This window comes from Pseudomonas sp. B21-017 (genome assembly GCF_024749245.1).
Taxonomy (GTDB): domain Bacteria; phylum Pseudomonadota; class Gammaproteobacteria; order Pseudomonadales; family Pseudomonadaceae; genus Aquipseudomonas.
In genome coordinates this window covers 5867501-5886364 of the sequence record NZ_CP087194.1, presented here as the reverse complement: position 1 = coordinate 5886364, position 18864 = coordinate 5867501, and the positions used below count along the sequence as shown (strand labels likewise).

Genomic DNA, 18864 nt, shown 5'->3' with positions numbered 1-18864 from the left:
ATCATCGCAGCACGGTGCGCGCGTCAAAGCATGAGGTATACAATGCGCGCCATCGTGATTCTGCTCAGAAAAGGTGCGTCATGCAGCCCTTCGTTATTGCTCCGTCGATTCTCTCCGCCGACTTCGCCCGCCTGGGCGAGGAAGTGGACAACGTCCTGGCCGCCGGCGCCGACTTCGTGCACTTCGATGTCATGGACAACCACTACGTGCCGAACCTGACCATCGGCCCGATGGTCTGCTCCGCGCTGCGCAAGTACGGCGTGACCGCGCCGATCGACGCGCACCTGATGGTCAGCCCGGTGGACCGCATCGTCGGTGACTTCATCGAGGCCGGTGCGACCTACATCACCTTCCACCCGGAAGCCACGCTGCACGTCGACCGTTCCCTGCAACTGATCCGCGAAGGCGGCTGCAAGGCGGGCCTGGTGTTCAACCCGGCGACCCCGCTGGACGTGCTCAAGTACGTGATGGACAAGGTCGACATGATCCTGCTGATGAGCGTCAACCCGGGCTTCGGCGGGCAGAAGTTCATTCCAGCCACCCTCGACAAGCTGCGTGAGGCACGGGCGCTGATCGATGCTTCCGGGCGTGACATTCGCCTGGAAATCGACGGCGGGGTGAACGTGAACAACATCCGCGAAATCGCCGCTGCGGGCGCCGACACTTTCGTGGCCGGCTCGGCGATCTTCAATGCGCCGAACTACCAGGAAGTGATTGAAAAAATGCGCTCCGAACTGGCGCTGGCTCGCCCATGAGCGGTTTTGAGCAGCTGTTCCCGGGGCGTCTGCCGCGGCTGGTGATGTTCGATCTGGATGGCACGCTGGTCGATTCGGTCCCTGACCTCGCAGCGGCTGTGGATAACATGCTGCTCAAGCTCGGGCGTGACCCGGTCGGCATCGAACCGGTGCGTGAGTGGGTCGGCAACGGCGCGCCGGTGCTGGTGCGCCGTGCACTGGCCGGCGGCATCGATCATTCGTCGGTCGATGATGGCGAAGCCGAGGGTGCACTGCAGATTTTCATGGAAGCCTACGGTGAGGGGCATGAGCTGACCGTGGTCTATCCCGGTGTGCGCGACACCCTGAAATGGCTGCACAAGCAGGGCGTGGCGATGGCGCTGATCACCAACAAGCCGGAGCGCTTCGTCGCGCCGTTGCTGGATCAGATGAAGATCGGCCGTTACTTCAAATGGATCATCGGTGGCGACACCCTGCCACAACAGAAACCTGATCCGGCTGCGCTGTTTTTTGTGATGAAAATGGCCAACATTCCGGCGTCGCAATCATTGTTCGTCGGCGACTCGCGTAGCGATGTGCTGGCGGCGAAAGCGGCGGGGGTCAAATGCGTGGCCCTCAGTTACGGTTATAACCACGGTCGGCCGATTGCCGAAGAGTCGCCGGCGCTGGTGATCGATGATCTGCGCAAACTAATTCCCGGTTGCCTGGATCCGGCCGCTGAGATAACGTTGCCCGACGCTGTTCAACCCCCTGCTGGAAACGCCATCGTGGTGGTCACTCGCAAACTCTGGATGAAAGTCATCAAGGCCCTGGCCCGCTGGCGTTGGCGCGCCTGACTTGTTCCTGGCCGGCGTACCGGCGCGTTTGCATACCTGACCGTTAGACCCTCAAGCCACGAGGCACCTCATGATCCGCGAAGAATTCCTGCGTTTGGCCGCTGCCGGCTACAACCGCATCCCGCTTGCCTGCGAAACCCTGGCCGACTTCGACACGCCGCTGTCGATCTACCTGAAACTGGCCGACGAGCCGAACTCCTATCTGCTGGAGTCGGTGCAGGGCGGCGAGAAGTGGGGCCGCTACTCGATCATCGGCCTGCCGTGCCGCACCGTATTGCGGGTTCACGATCACCACGTCAGCGTGACCCACGACGGTGTCGAGATCGAAAGCCACGACGTTGAAGACCCACTGGCCTTCGTCGAAGCCTTCAAGGCACGCTACAACGTGCCGACCATTGCCGGTCTGCCGCGCTTCAACGGCGGTCTGGTCGGTTACTTCGGTTACGACTGCGTGCGTTATGTGGAGAAGCGTCTGGGCAAATGCCCGAACCCGGATCCGCTGGGCGTGCCGGACATTCTGCTGATGGTGTCCGATGCGGTGGTGGTGTTCGACAACCTCGCCGGCAAGATGCACGCGATTGTCCTGGCCGATCCGTCGCAGGAAGATGCCTTCGAACAAGGTCAGGCGCGTCTGCAAGCGCTGCTGGAACAACTCCGTCAGCCGATCACACCGCGCCGTGGCCTGGACTTCAGCAAGCAGCAATCGGCCGATCCGGTGTTCCGTTCGAGTTTCACCCAGGACGATTACGAGAAAGCCGTCGACACCATCAAGGAATACATCCTGGCCGGTGACTGCATGCAGGTCGTGCCGTCCCAGCGCATGTCGATCGACTTCAAGGCTGCGCCTATCGATCTTTACCGGGCGCTGCGTTGCTTCAACCCGACGCCGTATATGTACTTCTTCAACTTCGGCGACTTCCACGTCGTCGGCAGTTCGCCGGAAGTGCTGGTGCGGGTCGAAGACAACCTGATCACCGTGCGCCCGATTGCCGGCACTCGCCCACGCGGGGCCAACGAAGAGGCGGACCTGGCGCTGGAAAAAGACCTGCTGTCGGATGACAAGGAAATCGCCGAGCACTTGATGCTGATCGATCTGGGCCGCAACGATACTGGGCGCGTCTCGGAAATCGGCTCGGTGAAGCTCACCGAGAAGATGGTCATCGAGCGTTATTCCAACGTGATGCACATCGTGTCTAACGTCACCGGCCAATTGAAGGCCGGGCTGACAGCGATGGACGCACTGCGGGCGATCCTGCCGGCCGGCACCTTGTCCGGCGCACCGAAGATTCGCGCGATGGAAATCATCGACGAGCTGGAACCGGTCAAGCGGGGCGTCTATGGCGGCGCGGTCGGTTACTTCGCCTGGAACGGCAACATGGACACCGCGATTGCGATTCGCACCGCCGTGATCAAGAACGGTGAACTGCATGTGCAGGCCGGTGGCGGCATCGTCGCCGACTCGGTACCGGCGCTGGAATGGGAAGAAACCCTGAACAAGCGTCGCGCAATGTTCCGCGCCGTGGCCCTGGCCGAACAAACCCCGGAAAACTGATCCACATAGAAAACGCGGTGCCTGCGAGGGCGCCGCGTTTTTTTATGCCTGTCATTCCCCTTTTAATCTTTTGATCTTGTGCTTCGGCCGCTCTCGACACCGCCAAAAAACTTCCAGCTTTTTGCCATCTGTCGCTAACCCTTCGATTGTTTCGCGAGCTGTCGCTCCGGCCATATTGCACGCTCTGCCCAGCTACGTTACTGTGCCCAGACGTATGAATGAGACCTTTCCCGTGTTGATCGTCAGCAAACTCCTGGATCAAGTCATCAAGGCACACGCCCGTTGGCGTTGGCGCGCCTGAATCTTTTCTGCCGGCCTGGCCGGACCTGTACCGCTTTGCCTTCTTTACCTGTACGAAATGCCGCTTTGCTGGCGCCACTCCAGCACCCGTCAAAGCGCAGCGCACTGCGGGTAAATCATTCGAAGGCCGTATTAAAAGTCAGTGAATTCAAGAGGTTCTTAACGCCATGTTGCTGATGATCGATAACTACGACTCTTTTACTTACAACGTTGTGCAATACCTCGGCGAGCTAGGCTCCGAGGTCAAAGTCGTGCGCAACGATGAACTCACCATTGCCGAAATCGAAGCCCTCAAGCCTGAGCGCATCGTCGTGTCTCCCGGTCCTTGCACCCCGACCGAAGCCGGTATTTCCATCGAAGCGATCAAATACTTCGCCGGCAAGCTGCCGATTCTCGGCGTTTGCCTGGGTCACCAATCCATCGGCCAGGCGTTTGGCGGCGATGTGGTCCGTGCCCGTCAGGTCATGCACGGAAAGACCAGCCCGGTATTTCACGAGGACAAGGGCGTATTCGAAGGTCTGAATCGCCCGTTGACGGTCACCCGCTACCATTCGCTGATCGTCAAGCGCGAAACCCTGCCCGATTGCCTGGAGCTGACTGCCTGGACCCAGCTCGAAGACGGCTCGGTGGATGAGATCATGGGCCTGCGTCACAAGACGCTGAACATCGAGGGTGTGCAATTCCACCCCGAGTCTATCCTCACCGAACAGGGGCACGAGCTGTTCGCCAACTTCCTCAAACAAACTGGCGGCACGCGCTAAGGACTTTCCATGGATATCAAGACAGCCCTGAGCCGTATCGTCGGCCACCTCGACCTCAGTACCGATGAAATGCGTGATGTCATGCGCGAAATCATGACTGGGCAATGCACGGATGCGCAGATCGGCGCGTTCATGATGGCTATGCGCATGAAGAGCGAAAGCATCGACGAGATCGTCGGCGCCGTGACGGCGATGCGCGAGTTGGCGGACAAGGTCGAACTCAACACCCTCGACGGCGTGGTCGATGTGGTCGGCACCGGCGGCGACGGGGCCAATATCTTCAACGTCTCGACTGCTTCCTCATTCGTGGTCGCAGCGGCTGGTTGCACCGTGGCCAAGCACGGTAACCGTGCAGTGTCGGGCAAAAGCGGCAGCGCCGATTTGCTGGAAGCAGCCGGTATCTACCTGAACCTGACCCCGGTTCAGGTTGCACGCTGCATCGACAACGTCGGTATCGGTTTCATGTTTGCCCAGACTCATCACAGCGCCATGAAGCACGCCGCCGGTCCGCGCCGCGAGCTGGGCTTGCGCACCTTGTTCAACATGCTCGGCCCGCTTACGAATCCGGCCGGTGTGAAACACCAGGTGGTGGGTGTGTTCAGTCAGGCGTTGTGCCGGCCATTGGCCGAAGTCTTGCAGCGCCTGGGCAGCAAACACGTGCTGGTGGTGCACTCCAAGGATGGCCTGGACGAGTTCAGCCTGGCGGCCCCGACCTTTGTCGCGGAGTTGAAGAATGACCAGATCACCGAGTATTGGGTCGAGCCCGAAGACCTCGGCATGAAGAGCCAGAGCCTGCACGGTCTGTCGGTGGAAAGCCCGGCGGCTTCCCTGGAACTGATTCGCGATGCCTTGGGCAAGCGCAAGACCGAGAATGGTCAGAAAGCCGCCGAGATGATCGTGCTCAATGCCGGCGCCGCGCTGTACGCCGCCGACCATGCCAGCAGTTTGAAAGAAGGCGTTGCCCTGGCGCACGATGCGCTGCACACAGGCCTCGCTCGGGAAAAACTTGAGGAGTTGGGTGCATTTACCGCGGTATTCAAAGTGGAGAATGAGGGATGAGTGTACCGACGGTTCTGGAAAAAATTCTGGCCCGCAAAGTCCAGGAAGTCGCCGAGCGTAGCGCTCGTGTGAGCCTGGCAGAGCTGGAAAACCTGGCCAAGGCGGCCGATGCACCCCGTGGTTTCGCCAAGGCATTGATCGATCAGGCCAAGAAGAAACAGCCGGCGGTGATTGCTGAAATCAAGAAAGCTTCGCCAAGCAAGGGCGTGATTCGCGAGAACTTCGTGCCTGCGGACATTGCCAGGAGTTACGAGAAGGGCGGGGCTACTTGCCTGTCGGTGCTCACCGACATCGACTACTTCCAGGGTGCGGATGCGTATCTGCAACAAGCCCGGGCGGCGTGCAAGCTGCCGGTGATCCGCAAAGACTTCATGATCGATCCGTACCAGATCATCGAGTCCCGCGCCCTGGGCGCTGATTGCGTGCTGTTGATCGTCTCCGCACTGGATGACGTGAAAATGGCCGAGCTGGCGGCCGTGGCCAAAAGTGTCGGCCTCGATGTGCTGGTGGAAGTCCACGATGGCGACGAGCTGGAGCGGGCCTTGAAAACCCTCGACACGCCGCTGGTGGGCGTGAACAACCGCAACCTGCACACCTTCGAGGTCAGCCTGGAAACCACCCTCGACTTGTTGCCGCGTATTCCGCGTAATCGTCTGGTGGTCACCGAGAGTGGCATTCTTAACCGCGCCGATGTCGAGCTGATGGAAATCAGCGACGTGTATGCGTTCCTGGTCGGCGAAGCGTTCATGCGCGCCGAAAGCCCGGGTACTGAACTGCAGCGCCTGTTCTTTCCTGAGCGCGGTGTTCCAGTGAGCGGCTCTACGCTCGACTGAACACATTTTCGCAGGCAACCCGATCCCCTGTGGGAGCGGGTTTGCCCGCGAGTAGGTCATCAAGCCCCCCAAAGACTTCATGTCTTACGGAGTCGTCCATGTCCCAGCCAACCTCTCTGACCATCGAAGCCGGCCTGCTCGCCGAACAGGACCTGTTGGCCCATGTGTGCACCGGTGATTCGGAGTTCGGCTTGCTGTTCTGGCAACCCACAGACCAGGCATTGGTCATGCCGCGCCGCTTGAATCGCTTGCCGGGTTTCGAGGCAGCGTGCGAGATATCAGCCGCTGCCGGTTGGCCGGTACTGCTGCGCGAAACCGGCGGCGAGCCGGTGCCGCAATCGGCATCGACCCTCAACATCGCGCTGGTCTACGCGCCACCGCGTAGCGAGGGCGACCAGAACCGGATCGAAACCGCCTATCGCCGACTCTGTGACCCGATTTGCCAGCTGCTTGACGAGTTGGGCGGTGTGTCGTCCCTGGGCGAAATTGAAGGCGCGTTCTGCGATGGCCGTTTCAACGTCAACCTCGATGGTCGCAAGATGGTCGGTACCGCTCAGCGCTGGCGGCAGAGCAAGGGCGGTCAGCGTCCGGTCGGGCTGGTGCACGGGGCGATGCTGATCGATAACGAGCGAGAGTCAATGGTCGCGGCGGTCAATCGTTTCAACGATGCCTGCGGTCTGGAACAGCGGGTTCGCGCAGAAAGCCACATTGCCCTGCATGAAAAATTTGCCGCTCCTGATGCACTGGAACGGCTCGATGCGTTGTATCGCCAAATACTGGCAGAAGTGCTCGGGGCTTAAGTGTTCCAGGCTTCGGTTTTCAGAGCCTAGCGCGTACCGAAGACCACCATGGTCTTGCCTTTGACGTCGACCAGGTTGCGTTCTTCCAGATCCTTGAGCACGCGGCCGACCATCTCACGGGAACAACCGACAATCCGGCCGATCTCCTGGCGGGTCACCTTGATCTGCATGCCATCCGGGTGGGTCATGGCGTCTGGCTGCTTGCACAGCTCCAGCAGGCAGCGCGCCACGCGGCCGGTCACGTCGAAGAATGCAAGGTCGCCGACCTTGCGCGTGGTATTGCGCAGGCGTTGTGCGATTTGTCCGCTGAGCACGTAAAGAATGTCTGGATCCTGTTGAGACAACTCGCGGAATTTCGCGTAGCTGATTTCCGCGACTTCGCATTCGACCTTGGCGCGAACCCAGGCACTGCGCTCCTGTTCCAGCCCGGCTTGCTCGAACAGACCCAGTTCACCGAAGAAGTCGCCGGAGTTGAGGTAGGCAATGATCATTTCACGGCCGTCGTCATCCTCGATCAGGATGGTCACCGAACCCTTGATGATGAAGAACAACGTGTCCGAGCGGTCGCCGGCACAAATGATGTTGCTCTTGGCGGCATAGCGACGGCGCTGGCAGTGCATCAACAGTTTGTCGAGGTTCTTGATTTTGGATATGGGGGTAATAGCAACCATGGTTGTATCCCGAAAAGACTGCACGGTGTGTTTGTTTTTTGTAGGGGGGCTGGTGAAGCCTGGGTTTTTTGTTCGCTACAAAGCTGGCTAAGCGCCAGTGAATTGGCGTCAGCTTAACAGACACATTCCATCAAGATTCGAGAATTTACCTACGACGCATACGGTTATGTCCTAGGAAGGCGAAGCGCTGCCAATCAAGGGCCCTGTGCTAAGCTGGCGACCCTTTTTTATACAGTGGAGTCTTGGCGATGAAGGCACGCATCCAATGGGCAGGCGAAGCCATGTTCCTCGGTGAATCCGGCAGCGGTCATGTCGTGGTCATGGACGGTCCGCCCGATGCCGGCGGTCGCAACCTGGGTGTCCGGCCGATGGAAATGCTCCTGCTGGGTGTTGGCGGTTGCAGCAATTTCGATGTGGTCAGCATCCTCAAGAAGTCGCGTCAGGCCGTCGAAAGCTGCGAAGCCTTCCTCGAAGCCGAGCGTGCGACCGAAGATCCGAAGGTGTTTACCAAGATCCACATGCACTTCGTGGTCAAGGGCCGCGGGCTGAAAGAAGCCCAGGTCAAGCGCGCCATCGAGCTGTCGGCCGAGAAGTACTGCTCGGCCTCGATCATGCTCGGCGCGGCTGGCGTGGCGATTACCCACGACTACGAGATTATCGAGCTCGGTTGAATCGACATTCAACTATCATAAAAGCGGTGCAGACTCTGGTGATCCATAGCTGACGTCTGCATAATGCGCCACTTTTTTCAGGGCAGTGATCGGTCACCCGACAGGTCGCTTGCCTGAACAGACAACCAAAATCGCCATCGCGAAGAGGTGTTAACCGTCCTACGCAGGTGCGTCGTTCGCATCTGACGGGCATGCTTGATCACGCGGCCAGCCCGCAATACATAGAGAGTTTTTAACGGTGAAAAGCAAACTCAAGCTCCACGGGTTCAATAACCTGACAAAGACCTTGAGCTTCAACATCTATGACATCTGCTACGCGGAAACCCCGCAAGACCAGCAGGCTTACGTCGAGTACATCAATAAAGAGTACAACGCCAAGCGCCTGACGCAGATCCTCACAGAAGTTGTCGATATCATTGGTGCCAATATCCTGAACATCGCCAGTCAGGACTATGAACCCCAGGGCGCCAGCGTCACGATTCTGATCTCTGAAGAGCCGGTAACCCCCACCGACAGTCAGATTGAAGAGTCTCCGGGCCCGTTGCCCGAAATCATCCTGGCCCACCTCGACAAGAGCCACATCACGGTGCACACCTACCCGGAAATCCATCCGGTGGACGGTATCGCGACGTTCCGTGTGGACATCGACGTGTCGACCTGTGGCGTCATTTCACCGCTCAAGGCGCTCAATTTTCTGATTCACCAGTTCGATTCGGATATCGTGACTGTGGATTACCGCGTGCGCGGCTTCACCCGTGACGTTGAAGGCAAGAAACACTTCATCGACCACGAGATCAACTCGATCCAGAACTATCTCTCCGAAGACACCCGCGACGCGTACCAGATGACCGACGTGAACGTGTACCAGGAAAACCTGTTCCACACCAAAATGCTGTTGAAGAACTTCGAACTGGATAACTACCTGTTCGGCGACGCCACCAGCAACCTGTCCTCTGAGCAGCGTGCCCAGGTGACTGAGCGTGTAAAACACGAAATGCTTGAAATCTTCTACGCGCGCAACATGCCGAGCTGAGAGTTCCGAGTACAAAAAAAGGCGACTACCGCAAGGTAGTCGCCTTTTTCATTGCTGTTGTCCGCGAAGAGTCCCGATCAAACAACGCAACCGTCAGATCCGATAAGTGCTCTTGGTCATCACCTTGGCCAGCAGACTCATCCCGAACTTCACCGGCGCAGGAAAACGGAACCCTCCAGCATCCAGCGCACTTTCGGCGTGATGTTCTTCATCAATGCGCATCTGCTCAAGGATCGCCCGGGATTTTTCGTCCTCGGCGGGCAGTTGTTCAAGGTGTTCGTTCAGGTGTTTGCAAACCTGATGCTCGGTGGCGGCAACGAAACCCAGGCTGACTTTGTCGCTGATCAACCCGGCCACCGCGCCAATCCCGAACGACATTCCGTAGAACAGCGGATTGAGAATGCTGGTGTGGCTGCCCAACTGGTGGATGCGCTGTTCGCACCAGACCAGATGATCGATTTCTTCTTCGGCGGCATGTTCCATGGCAGCGCGCACTTGCGGCAACTTGGCGGTCAGGGCTTGACCTTGATACAGCGCCTGGGCACAGACTTCGCCGGTATGGTTGATGCGCATCAAACCGGCGACGTGCCGGGTGTCCTCGTCGTTCATTTGCGCATCCGGCTGCACGATGGCAGGCGACGGACGGTAGGGCTGACCGCTGAAGGGCAGCAAAGTACGCATTGCGGCATCGGCTTGCAGCAGAAGACGGTCAATTGGCGAGTAGTGACGTTGGGTAGTCATGCTGACCTCCGGGAAGAATCTCGGCGGCCAGTTTAACCCAATCGGCCGGGGAGGGTTTGCGCTGGGTCATCTGTGGCGAGGAGCAAGCGCCCTCGCCACATAAACCGGTACTGCTTGCAATCAGCCCGGAGGCCAGTGCATCTGGCGCTGACCCAGCACGTGCATATGAATGTGATAAACGGTCTGCCCGCCCAATTCATTGCAGTTCATGACCACCCGGAAACCTTCTTCACAGCCCAGTTCCAGAGCCAGACGCTGCGCGGTGAACAGAATATGCCCGGCCAGAGCCTTATCGTCCTCGGTGAGATCGTTAAGGGTGCGCACCGGTTTCTTCGGGACCACCAGGAAATGCACGGGGGCCTGTGGGGCGATGTCGTGGAAGGCCAGTACCTGGTCGTCCTCGTAAATGATCTTCGCCGGGATTTCCCGGTTGATGATCTTGGTGAACAGAGTATCCACAGCTGTTTTCTCCGTTGTTTGGCTGGCTTGAGTGTACGCATGGGCCCTGCCTGAGCCCAGTTTTTTACCTTGAAGGCTGGTCAGCGCGGGCAGTACGCCTTATTGACCATGCCCGCGATTGTCCGGGTCAGCCAGCGCGAGCCGAGTCGTGGCAGGAAGGCGAACCAGCGATTCAGGCGACCGGGGATGATAATGGCGCGATTTTTCTCCAGGGCGCGCACGGTGTAGAGCGCGACTTCCTCTGGGCTCATCAGCAATTTGCTCTCGCCCAGCTTGTCGGTGTTCAGTTGCGCGGTGCGAAAAAACGCCGTGCGGGTCGGGCCGGGGCAGAGCACCGACACCTTGACCGCGCATTTTTTCAGTTCGACGCGCAAGCCTTCGGAAAAATTCAGCACATAAGCCTTGCTGGCGTAATAAGTGCTCATCCAGGGGCCGGGATGGAACGCCGCAACCGAGGCGACGTTCAGAATCTGCCCGCCGCCCTGCAAGGCCATGCTGTTACCGATGGCATGACACAGGCGAGTGAGGGCCAGGATGTTCACTTCGATCAGATCCTGCTCAGTCATCCAGTCCTGGGCCAGGAATGGGCCACAGGTACCGATGCCGGCGCAGTTGACCAGCAGATCGATTTGCCGCTCACCTTCCTCCAGCTCCAGCAGAAATCCGGACAGGCGCAACGGTTCTCCCAGGTCACAGGCACGAAACAACACTTCCACGCCGAAACGTTGAGTCAGTTCAATCGCAATACTTTCCAGCTGATCACGCTGTCGGGCCACCAGTAACAGGCTGCGGCCGCGCCGGGCCAGCGCTTCGGCCATCGCCAGGCCGATGCCGCTGGAAGCGCCAGTGATCAGAGCGTAACGGGTCATGCAGTTCTCCATCGCAACAGCTCCGCGCCAGCGACGCAGGTGTCACGGGCGGGGAGCGCTGTTCATTCTTTTGCAGAGTCTACAGGGGGCTGGGCCGCTTCGGCTGCATCGTCGGTTGAATCTGCTGCCGAGTCGACTTCGACGGGCGCAGCTTCGACTTCATCGGTGGTCACGGAGCTGCTTTGATAGGCGCTATCAGTGGCGCTTTCGTACTCATCCTGAATTGCCGTGAGACCTCCGGTCAGCCCGCCAACGAACATGATCGCAATAAACACCAGCCACAATGAAGCCAGTACCCTGACTGCATTGCTGTTGGGCGGCGGCGGTGCGCCATATCGATTGGCAGTGTTGTTACCCGGCACGATCATTATCACGAACGGGAAAGCGCCCCCCACGAACGGCACAAGGTTCAACAGCCAGAGCCATCCAGACCAGCCGATATCGTGCAGGCGCTGCACACTGAACTGAATGCTGATGAACGCGAGTATCACGATCAGAATAACGGCCAGCAGACCCGCGACAATCAGGCCGGCAGTCGAGTTGGTGCTGATGAGGCCGAAGCCGAAAATGGCCAGCACCGAGCCAATGCCCAACGTCACCAGCGTCAGAGCCATTGTCCAGGCCAGAAAGCGCAGTCGGCCGATGCGGCCACTGAAACTGAATGCCTTGAGTGTGGCGAACTCCGGCAGCGCTTCGCCGACCGTGGCGCGTGGCGGAGCGTAGGGGGAATCGGGCTCTGCCGATGGCGGTGGGCTGACGTGAACGTCGGACAGGTTCAGCTCGATCGAGGGTTCGGCTTCGATTCGGGCATCGATGCCGGTTTTCGTCAGCGCCTGAAGATAAGTTTGCGCGTCGGCGTGTGACAGTTCGCGTTTGAGCGCAACCGTCCGGCCACTGAACAGGCGTTCGATGGCTGCGACATCGCTTTTGAACAGCTCGGCGAGATTGAGCTTGGCGGTGGTGGCATCAACACCGGGCAGCAAAGCACCATCGAAGACGATCTTGAAACGGTTTTCGCTCATGGCCGAGGCATCCTTGTCGCGAGAGTTGTAATGGAAAGTGTAACAAGAGGGAGTTTAAGGCCGGCCGGGTTGGGCTGGCCAAACTTTCCTGTCAGCGCGGCCAGAGCTTGGGCAGTGCTGCCGCCAGTTCCAGCGCCTTGCGGTATTCGGTGCCGAGACGTTCGACCAGTTGATCGACACTCGGCAGATCCTCGATCTCCCCGACACCCTGGCCCGCAGACCACACGGTTTTCCAGGCTTTGGCTTCATCGTTCAACGGCTTGAGCTTGGAGCCGAAGTCCACCTCGCCCTTGCTTTGCAGCGCCGCCATGTCGAAACCGGCGGCCTCCAGGCTCTGACGCATGAAGCTTGCCGGAACCCCAGACACCGCTGGAGTATGGACGATGTCCGCGGCTCTGGCAGTCAGGAGCATCTCCTTGTAGGCGTCAGGCGCATGACTTTCGGTGGTGCCGATAAATCGCGTACCGAAGTAGGCCAGATCCGCACCGAGCAATTGCGCGGCAAGAATCTCGTGGCCATGGTTCAGGCAGCCAGCCAGCAGCAGGGTCTTGTCGAAAAACTGGCGAATCTCGGCGATCAGCGAAAACGGGCTCCAGGTCCCGGCGTGACCACCGGCCCCCGCGGCAACGGCAATCAAACCGTCGACACCGGCTTCGGCGGCTTTTTCTGCGTGGCGACGGGTCGTCACGTCGTGAAACACCAGGCCACCGTAGCTGTGCACGACATCGACCACTTCCTTCACGGCGCCGAGGCTGGTGATCACGATCGGTACTTTGTGTTCGATGCAGATCGCCAGGTCCGCCTGCAATCGCGGATTGCTGTGGTGGACGATCAGGTTCACCGCGTAAGGCGCGGGGTTTTCCAGTGTCGCCAACCCTGCTTCGATTTCTTCCAGCCAGGCCTTGAACCCACTGCTCTCACGCTGATTCAGCGCAGGGAAGCTGCCCACCACGCCATTACGGCAGCAGGCGAGCACCAGCTCAGGGTTGGAGATCAGGAACATCGGTGCCGCCACCACCGGCAGTCGCAAGCGTTGTTCGAGCAGAGCGGGCAGCGACATTGGAAGTACCCCGGGTGAGCGTGTCTGTTGGATTTAAAACGGCCGGACGACGACCAGAATTACGATAGCCAGCAATATCAGAACCGGCACTTCATTGAACCAGCGATAAAAGACATGGCTGCGGGTGTTTTCGCCACGGGCAAAACGTTTTACCTGTGCGCCGCACATGTGGTGGTAGCCGATCAGGATCACCACCAGGGTCAGCTTGGCGTGCATCCACGCGCCCTGGCCGAAATAGGCGCTCGGGTTGAGGCTGATTAGCCAAATGCCGAACACCAGGGTGGCGATCATCGCTGGCCCCATGATGCCTCGGTACAGCTTGCGCTCCATGATGCTGAAGCGTTCCTTGCTGACGGTGTCTTCGCTTTGCGCGTGATAGACGAACAGGCGCGGCAGGTAAAACAGGCCGGCAAACCAGCAGACCATGCTGATGATGTGAAGCGCTTTGAGCCACAGATAAAGCATTTTTGGTTATTCCCAGGTTCACGGTAGTGAAGATAGTAGGGGGTAGAGCGCCCGCACGTCACCTTGACGGTTGTCGCAGGGCCGCGCGGCCCCTATTATCGACGGCTTTCCAGTGGGTTCGTTGAGGGCAGGTTTATGGTCAAGGTCGGTATCGTCGGCGGCACGGGTTACACCGGTGTCGAACTGCTGCGTCTGTTGGCACAGCATCCGCAGGCAGAAGTGGTGGTGATCACTTCCCGATCCGAGGCCGGCCTGGCCGTGGCCGACATGTACCCGAACCTGCGTGGCCATTACGACGGCCTGGCGTTCAGCGTTCCGGACATCAAGACCCTCGGGGCTTGCGACGTGGTGTTCTTCGCCACGCCGCACGGTGTCGCCCATGCCCTGGCGGGTGAATTGCTGGCTGCCGGAACCAAGGTCATCGACCTGTCGGCAGACTTCCGTTTGCAAGACGCCGATGAATGGGCCAAGTGGTACGGCCAGCCGCATGGTGCGCCGGAACTGCTGGAGGAAGCGGTCTACGGCTTGCCGGAAGTCAATCGCGAGCAGATCAAGCAGGCACGCCTGATTGCTGTACCGGGTTGCTACCCGACCGCGACGCAATTGGGTTTCCTGCCATTGCTCGAAGCCGGTCTGGCCGATACCACACGTTTGATCGCTGACTGCAAATCCGGTGTCAGCGGTGCGGGTCGTGGCGCTTCGGTAGGTTCGCTGTACTCCGAGACGTCGGAAAGCATGAAGGCCTACGCCGTAAAAGGTCACCGTCACTTGCCGGAAATCCGTCAGGGGCTGCGTCGTGCCGCGGGCAAGGATGTTGGTCTGACCTTCGTTCCGCACCTGACGCCGATGATTCGCGGTATTCATTCGACGCTCTACGCGACTGTCGTGGACCGCTCGGTGGATCTGCAGGCTCTGTTCGAAAAGCGTTATGCCAACGAACCGTTCGTCGACGTAATGCCAGCCGGCAGCCATCCGGAAACCCGCAGCGTGCGTGGTGCCAACGTTTGTCGTATCGCCGTGCATCGTCCGCAGGATGGTGATCTGGTGGTGGTGTTGTCGGTCATCGACAACCTGGTCAAAGGCGCGTCGGGTCAGGCTGTGCAGAACCTGAATATCCTCTTCGGTCTGGATGAGCGCCTGGGCCTTTCCCATGCGGGCATGCTGCCGTAAGGCTTTATCCGCAATGCAAAAAGGCCCGTTGAACGGGCCTTTTTGCATTCTGGTCTGACAATTGGGTTGATTGATATACCGTAACAATAGTTGACCGATTTTCTGGGAGAAGCGGATAATGCGCGTCATCACGCATTATGGCGGCGTAACGCCGGGAGATAGTCAGCATGAGCGTCGAATCCTTCACCCCCACGGCTTTGCAATTCACCCACGGTGCTGCGCACAAGGTGAAGAGCCTGGTCGATGAAGAGGGGAATGATCGCTTGAAGCTGCGCGTATTCGTTACGGGCGGCGGTTGTTCAGGGTTTCAGTACGGCTTCACCTTCGATGAAGAAGTGGCCGATGACGACACCATTGTCGAGCGCGAAGGCGTCAGCCTGGTGGTCGATCCGATGAGCTTCCAGTACCTGGCAGGTGCCGAGGTGGATTACCAGGAAGGTCTGGAAGGTTCGCGTTTCGTGATCAAAAACCCGAACGCCACCACCACGTGTGGCTGCGGCTCTTCGTTCTCGATCTGATCGCAACTCACCGCATCAACAAGCGCCGCAGGGTCTCAGGACTCTGCGGCGTTTTGCTGTCTGGAGTTAAGGTTCAGGCGGGGTAGATGGCGCCGAGAATTCGCAGGCCACGGGCGCCGGTGACGCTTGGGCGGTTGGTCGCGATACCTTCCAGGCAGCAATGAGCCAGCCAGGCAAAGGCCATGGCTTCAACCCAGTCCGGGTCTACACCATAAGCGGCAGTGCTGCTGACTTTCGCGTTCGGCAACAGGCAGGCCAACCGTTTCATCAACGTGGCGTTGTGTGCGCCGCCGCCGCAGACCAGCAGCTCCCGGGTATCCGATTGAGCGCTTTGCAATGACTCGACGATGGTCAGGGCGGTCAACTCAAGCAGTGTGGCCTGTACGTTTTCGGCTGCGAAGGATGGCAGCTGTGACAGATGCTGCATCAGCCATGGCAGATTGAACACTTCGCGGCCAGTGCTCTTCGGGCCTTGAGTTACAAAGAACGGATCACTGAGCAGCTCATTCAACAGAGCCGGTTCAACCTTGCCGCTGGCGGCCCATTGGCCATCGCGATCGAAGTTGTCGCCGCGTTGCCGGTGAATCCAGGCATCCAGCAGGACATTCCCCGGGCCGCAGTCAAAACCCGCGACAGGCTTGCCGGGTTCGATCAGGCTGAGGTTACTGAACCCGCCGACGTTCAGCACCGCGCGGTTACCGGGCTGCTGTTCAAACAAGGCTTCGTGAAAGGCCGGAACCAATGGGGCGCCTTGTCCGCCAGCGGCTACGTCGCGGCTGCGGAAATCGCTGACCACGGTGATGCTGGTCAGCTCGGTGAGCAGCGCAGGGTTGCCGATCTGCACCGTGAACCCGCGTGCCGGTTCGTGGCGAATGGTCTGGCCGTGGCTGCCAATCGCGCGAATGTCGTCGGGCTTGAGGTTTTGTTGGTCGAGGAGGGTGTGAATGCCCTGTGCGGCCAGCTTCACCCAGTTTTGCTGGGCAATGGCGGAGCGGGCAATCTCGTCCGGACCGCTGGCGCACAAGCCAAGCAGCTCGGCGCGCAGGGATTCGGGCATGGGGATGTAATGCGTGGCGATCAGCTTGATCGCCGGGGCTTGCTCGATCAGCGCAATGTCCAGGCCATCAAGGCTGGTCCCGGACATCACACCTATATAGAGCGCCATGGCTTAGCGTTTGCTCGAAGCCAGCAGGGTGGCTTTCTCTTGGTCCATACGCGCCATCAGCGGTTGGCTTTGCGCAAGGAAGCGTGAGCGTTCAGCTTTGGAGATCGGATCGGCCATCGCTACCTTCTGACCCAGTGGATCGACGTGCACGCCATTGACCTGGAACTCGTAGTGCAGGTGCGGGCCGGTGGAGAGGCCGGTGGTGCCGATGTAGCCGATCACCTGACCTTGCTTGACGCTGCCGCCAGTCTTGATGCCTTTGGCGAAGCCCTGCATGTGGCCGTACAGCGTACGGTAAGTACTGCCGTGCTGGATAATCACGGTATTGCCGTAACCGCCCCGGCGACCGGCCAACAATACCTGGCCGTCGCCGGCAGCCTTGATCGGTGTGCCGCGCGGTGCTGCGTAATCGACACCCTTGTGGGCGCGGATCTTGTTCAGGATCGGGTGCTTGCGGCCCATGGAGAATTTCGAGCTGATGCGGGCGAAGTCTACCGGAGTACGGATGAACGCCTTGCGCATGCTGTTGCCGTCAGCCGTGTAGTAGCTGCTGTTGCCTTGTTTGTTGGTGTAGCGCACAGCGGTGTAAGTCTTGCCACGGTTGGTGAAGCGTGCGGAAAGAATCGGGCCGTTACCGACGGCTTTACCGTTGACGACTTTCTGTTCATAGATCACATCGAACTCGTCACCCTGGCGAATATCCTGGGCGAAGTCGACGTCATAGCCAAACACGCTGGCCATATCCATGGTCAGGCTATGGGACAAACCGGCACGGGCTGCGGATTGCGACAGCGAACTGTTGATCACGCCATGTACGTAGGCGGTGCGAACAGTGGGCTTGGCGGTAATGCGGTTGAATGTATAACCCTTGCCGTTCTTGGTCAGGCTGATGCTTTCCGTGTCGCTGACTTTGCTGTGTAAATTGGTCAGTTGGCCGTTCGGGCCGAGTTCGAACTCGAGCTTCTGGCCATGTTTGAGCTGGCTGAACTGCTTGGCCTGCTTGTCGCTGGCCAGCACTTCATGCACCGAAGTGGCCGGAAGGCCGACTTTCTCAAACAAGGTCGAGAGAGTGTCGCCTTTGGCAACGATCACTTCCCTGTGGCCTGGCGCCTTCTTTTCTTCGACGACTGGCGCGGGGGCGGCCTGGGCGGCTTCCTGAGTGTTTTCGGCGCTGTTTTCGATCTGCGCGAAAGGGGAGGCTGCCGGCTCATTTGTGGCTTGGACGACGTCGGCGGCGTCTTGATCTTGTGTCAGTTGTTCTACAGGGCTTTCCAGTTCAAGACTCAGGGTCGTCTTTTTGGCTTCAACATCACTGGAAGGAAATACCAGAAGCGCCAGGCTCAGAAGGGCGGCGATACCGCTTGCTGCGAGCAGGTGGGTCTTCGGGTAAAGCGGTGGCGCTTTAGACGATTCTTTGGTCATAAGTAATTTTGACTTTGAAAAAATGAATTGGAAAAGATGAATGACATGATGAAGACGAAATAACTGTATAAAATATAACCAAATCATCTCTGAAGCAAGCCTGCGGACGCTCTGTCCGTGGATTGGCGTCCGTGCGCCGGGCAAAACTTGTATTTGACGCCCGATCTTGTATGGTTGGTCCCCTTTGAATTCGAGTCTTGCAGGTCTGTTATGAAGTCGGTTGAAGAGCAGCTAGCGCTGATCAAACGTGGTGCAGAAGAACTGTTGGTCGAGTCCGAGCTGATCGAAAAGCTCAAACGTGGCCAGCCGCTACGTATTAAGGCAGGCTTCGATCCGACCGCGCCGGATTTGCACCTGGGTCACACCGTGCTTATTAATAAGCTGCGCCAGTTCCAGGATCTGGGCCATCAGGTGATCTTCCTTATCGGTGACTTCACCGGGATGATCGGTGATCCGAGTGGCAAGAGCGCGACACGTCCACCGCTCACTCGTGAACAGGTTCTCGAGAATGCCGAGACCTACAAGACTCAGGTCTTCAAGATTCTTGATCCGGCCAAAACCGAAGTGGCGTTCAACTCCACCTGGATGGATCAGATGGGGCCTGCTGACTTCATACGTCTGACTTCGCAATACACCGTGGCACGCATGCTCGAGCGCGATGACTTCGACAAGCGCTACACGACCAATCAGCCAATCGCCATTCACGAATTCCTCTATCCGCTG

21 protein-coding genes (1 of these 21 running past the window's edge) are annotated in these 18864 nt (G+C 59.0%); 12 read left to right on the top strand and 9 right to left on the bottom strand.

All coding sequences use genetic code 11. The features are described from left to right. Positions 1-80: 80 nt before the first annotated feature. The 7 genes from rpe to LOY28_RS26825 all read left to right on the top strand — a co-directional run bounded on the left by rpe (position 81) and on the right by LOY28_RS26825 (position 6875). Entirely contained in the window at positions 81-755 is a 675-nt protein-coding gene (gene rpe / locus LOY28_RS26855; RefSeq protein WP_007941649.1) for a ribulose-phosphate 3-epimerase, read from the top strand. Next, positions 752-1570, top strand: coding sequence for a phosphoglycolate phosphatase (locus tag LOY28_RS26850; protein ID WP_018928866.1), 819 nt, complete (start codon positions 752-754; stop codon positions 1568-1570). The genes rpe and LOY28_RS26850 overlap by 4 nt, the downstream gene beginning before the upstream one ends. 70 nt (positions 1571-1640) lie before the next feature. Continuing rightward, positions 1641-3122, top strand: a complete 1482-nt coding sequence (trpE, locus tag LOY28_RS26845; protein ID WP_018928867.1) for an anthranilate synthase component I — start codon at positions 1641-1643, stop codon at positions 3120-3122. Between the two features lie 467 nt (positions 3123-3589). Then, the gene (locus tag LOY28_RS26840) at positions 3590-4183 is read left to right on the top strand and encodes an aminodeoxychorismate/anthranilate synthase component II (protein WP_018928869.1); all 594 of its coding nucleotides are present in this window, start codon (positions 3590-3592) and stop codon (positions 4181-4183) included. Between the two features lie 9 nt (positions 4184-4192). Next, the gene (gene trpD, locus LOY28_RS26835) at positions 4193-5242 is read left to right on the top strand and encodes an anthranilate phosphoribosyltransferase (protein ID WP_018928870.1); all 1050 of its coding nucleotides are present in this window, start codon (positions 4193-4195) and stop codon (positions 5240-5242) included. After that, the gene (gene trpC / locus LOY28_RS26830; protein ID WP_018928871.1) at positions 5239-6075 is read left to right on the top strand and encodes an indole-3-glycerol phosphate synthase TrpC; all 837 of its coding nucleotides are present in this window, start codon (positions 5239-5241) and stop codon (positions 6073-6075) included. Before trpD ends, trpC begins: the two co-directional genes overlap by 4 nt. A gap of 98 nt (positions 6076-6173) precedes the next feature. Then, positions 6174-6875 (top strand): lipoyl protein ligase domain-containing protein, encoded by a 702-nt coding sequence (locus LOY28_RS26825; RefSeq protein WP_258612744.1) that lies wholly within the window; start codon positions 6174-6176, stop codon positions 6873-6875. A gap of 26 nt (positions 6876-6901) precedes the next feature. Here LOY28_RS26825 and crp read toward each other — a convergent pair whose 3' ends face one another. Next, entirely contained in the window at positions 6902-7546 is a 645-nt protein-coding gene (gene crp / locus LOY28_RS26820; RefSeq protein ID WP_018928873.1) for a cAMP-activated global transcriptional regulator CRP, read from the bottom strand. Between the two features lie 248 nt (positions 7547-7794). On the opposite strand from crp, the gene LOY28_RS26815 reads away from it, so the two are divergent. Both LOY28_RS26815 and speD read left to right on the top strand, forming a co-directional pair. Next, on the top strand, positions 7795-8217 hold the full coding sequence (locus LOY28_RS26815; protein WP_007941657.1) for an OsmC family protein: 423 nt from the start codon (positions 7795-7797) through the stop codon (positions 8215-8217). A 238-nt stretch (positions 8218-8455) separates the two neighbouring features. Beyond that, positions 8456-9250: an adenosylmethionine decarboxylase gene (gene speD, locus LOY28_RS26810; protein ID WP_018928874.1), complete on the top strand. Its 795-nt coding sequence runs from the start codon at positions 8456-8458 to the stop codon at positions 9248-9250. A 93-nt stretch (positions 9251-9343) separates the two neighbouring features. On the opposite strand, the gene coq7 is transcribed toward speD, so the two are convergent. From coq7 to hemJ, 6 genes are all read right to left on the bottom strand, one after another. Continuing rightward, on the bottom strand, positions 9344-9991 hold the full coding sequence (coq7, locus tag LOY28_RS26805) for a 2-polyprenyl-3-methyl-6-methoxy-1,4-benzoquinone monooxygenase (protein ID WP_018928875.1): 648 nt from the start codon (positions 9989-9991) through the stop codon (positions 9344-9346). Between the two features lie 120 nt (positions 9992-10111). Continuing rightward, positions 10112-10450 carry a histidine triad nucleotide-binding protein gene (locus LOY28_RS26800; protein WP_007906873.1) on the bottom strand — a complete coding sequence of 113 codons (339 nt, stop codon included), beginning with the start codon at positions 10448-10450 and terminating at the stop codon, positions 10112-10114. Between the two features lie 80 nt (positions 10451-10530). Beyond that, positions 10531-11319: an SDR family oxidoreductase gene (locus LOY28_RS26795; RefSeq protein ID WP_018928876.1), complete on the bottom strand. Its 789-nt coding sequence runs from the start codon at positions 11317-11319 to the stop codon at positions 10531-10533. A gap of 62 nt (positions 11320-11381) precedes the next feature. Beyond that, positions 11382-12341, bottom strand: a complete 960-nt coding sequence (locus LOY28_RS26790; protein ID WP_018928877.1) for a DUF805 domain-containing protein — start codon at positions 12339-12341, stop codon at positions 11382-11384. A gap of 91 nt (positions 12342-12432) precedes the next feature. Further along, positions 12433-13401, bottom strand: a complete 969-nt coding sequence (locus LOY28_RS26785; protein WP_258612743.1) for a nitronate monooxygenase family protein — start codon at positions 13399-13401, stop codon at positions 12433-12435. A 33-nt stretch (positions 13402-13434) separates the two neighbouring features. Further along, a complete protein-coding gene (hemJ, locus tag LOY28_RS26780; protein ID WP_018928879.1) occupies positions 13435-13866 on the bottom strand; it encodes a protoporphyrinogen oxidase HemJ in 432 nt (143 codons plus the stop codon). Positions 13867-14001: 135 nt separating this feature from the next. On the opposite strand from hemJ, the gene argC reads away from it, so the two are divergent. Beyond that, positions 14002-15036, top strand: a complete 1035-nt coding sequence (argC, locus tag LOY28_RS26775) for an N-acetyl-gamma-glutamyl-phosphate reductase (RefSeq protein WP_007941665.1) — start codon at positions 14002-14004, stop codon at positions 15034-15036. 167 nt (positions 15037-15203) lie between these two features. Further along, positions 15204-15554, top strand: a complete 351-nt coding sequence (erpA, locus tag LOY28_RS26770) for an iron-sulfur cluster insertion protein ErpA (protein WP_007906865.1) — start codon at positions 15204-15206, stop codon at positions 15552-15554. A gap of 73 nt (positions 15555-15627) precedes the next feature. On the opposite strand, the gene LOY28_RS26765 is transcribed toward erpA, so the two are convergent. After that, positions 15628-16719: an anhydro-N-acetylmuramic acid kinase gene (locus LOY28_RS26765; protein ID WP_258612742.1), complete on the bottom strand. Its 1092-nt coding sequence runs from the start codon at positions 16717-16719 to the stop codon at positions 15628-15630. A gap of 3 nt (positions 16720-16722) precedes the next feature. Then, entirely contained in the window at positions 16723-18141 is a 1419-nt protein-coding gene (locus tag LOY28_RS26760) for a peptidoglycan DD-metalloendopeptidase family protein (RefSeq protein WP_018928882.1), read from the bottom strand. A 210-nt stretch (positions 18142-18351) separates the two neighbouring features. Between LOY28_RS26760 and tyrS the strand changes: the two genes are divergently transcribed. Continuing rightward, positions 18352-18864 carry the beginning of a tyrosine--tRNA ligase gene (tyrS, locus tag LOY28_RS26755; protein ID WP_064620726.1) on the top strand. It continues 687 nt past the right edge of the window, so only the first 513 of its 1200 coding nucleotides appear in the window; it begins with the start codon at positions 18352-18354; its stop codon lies off the right edge, out of view.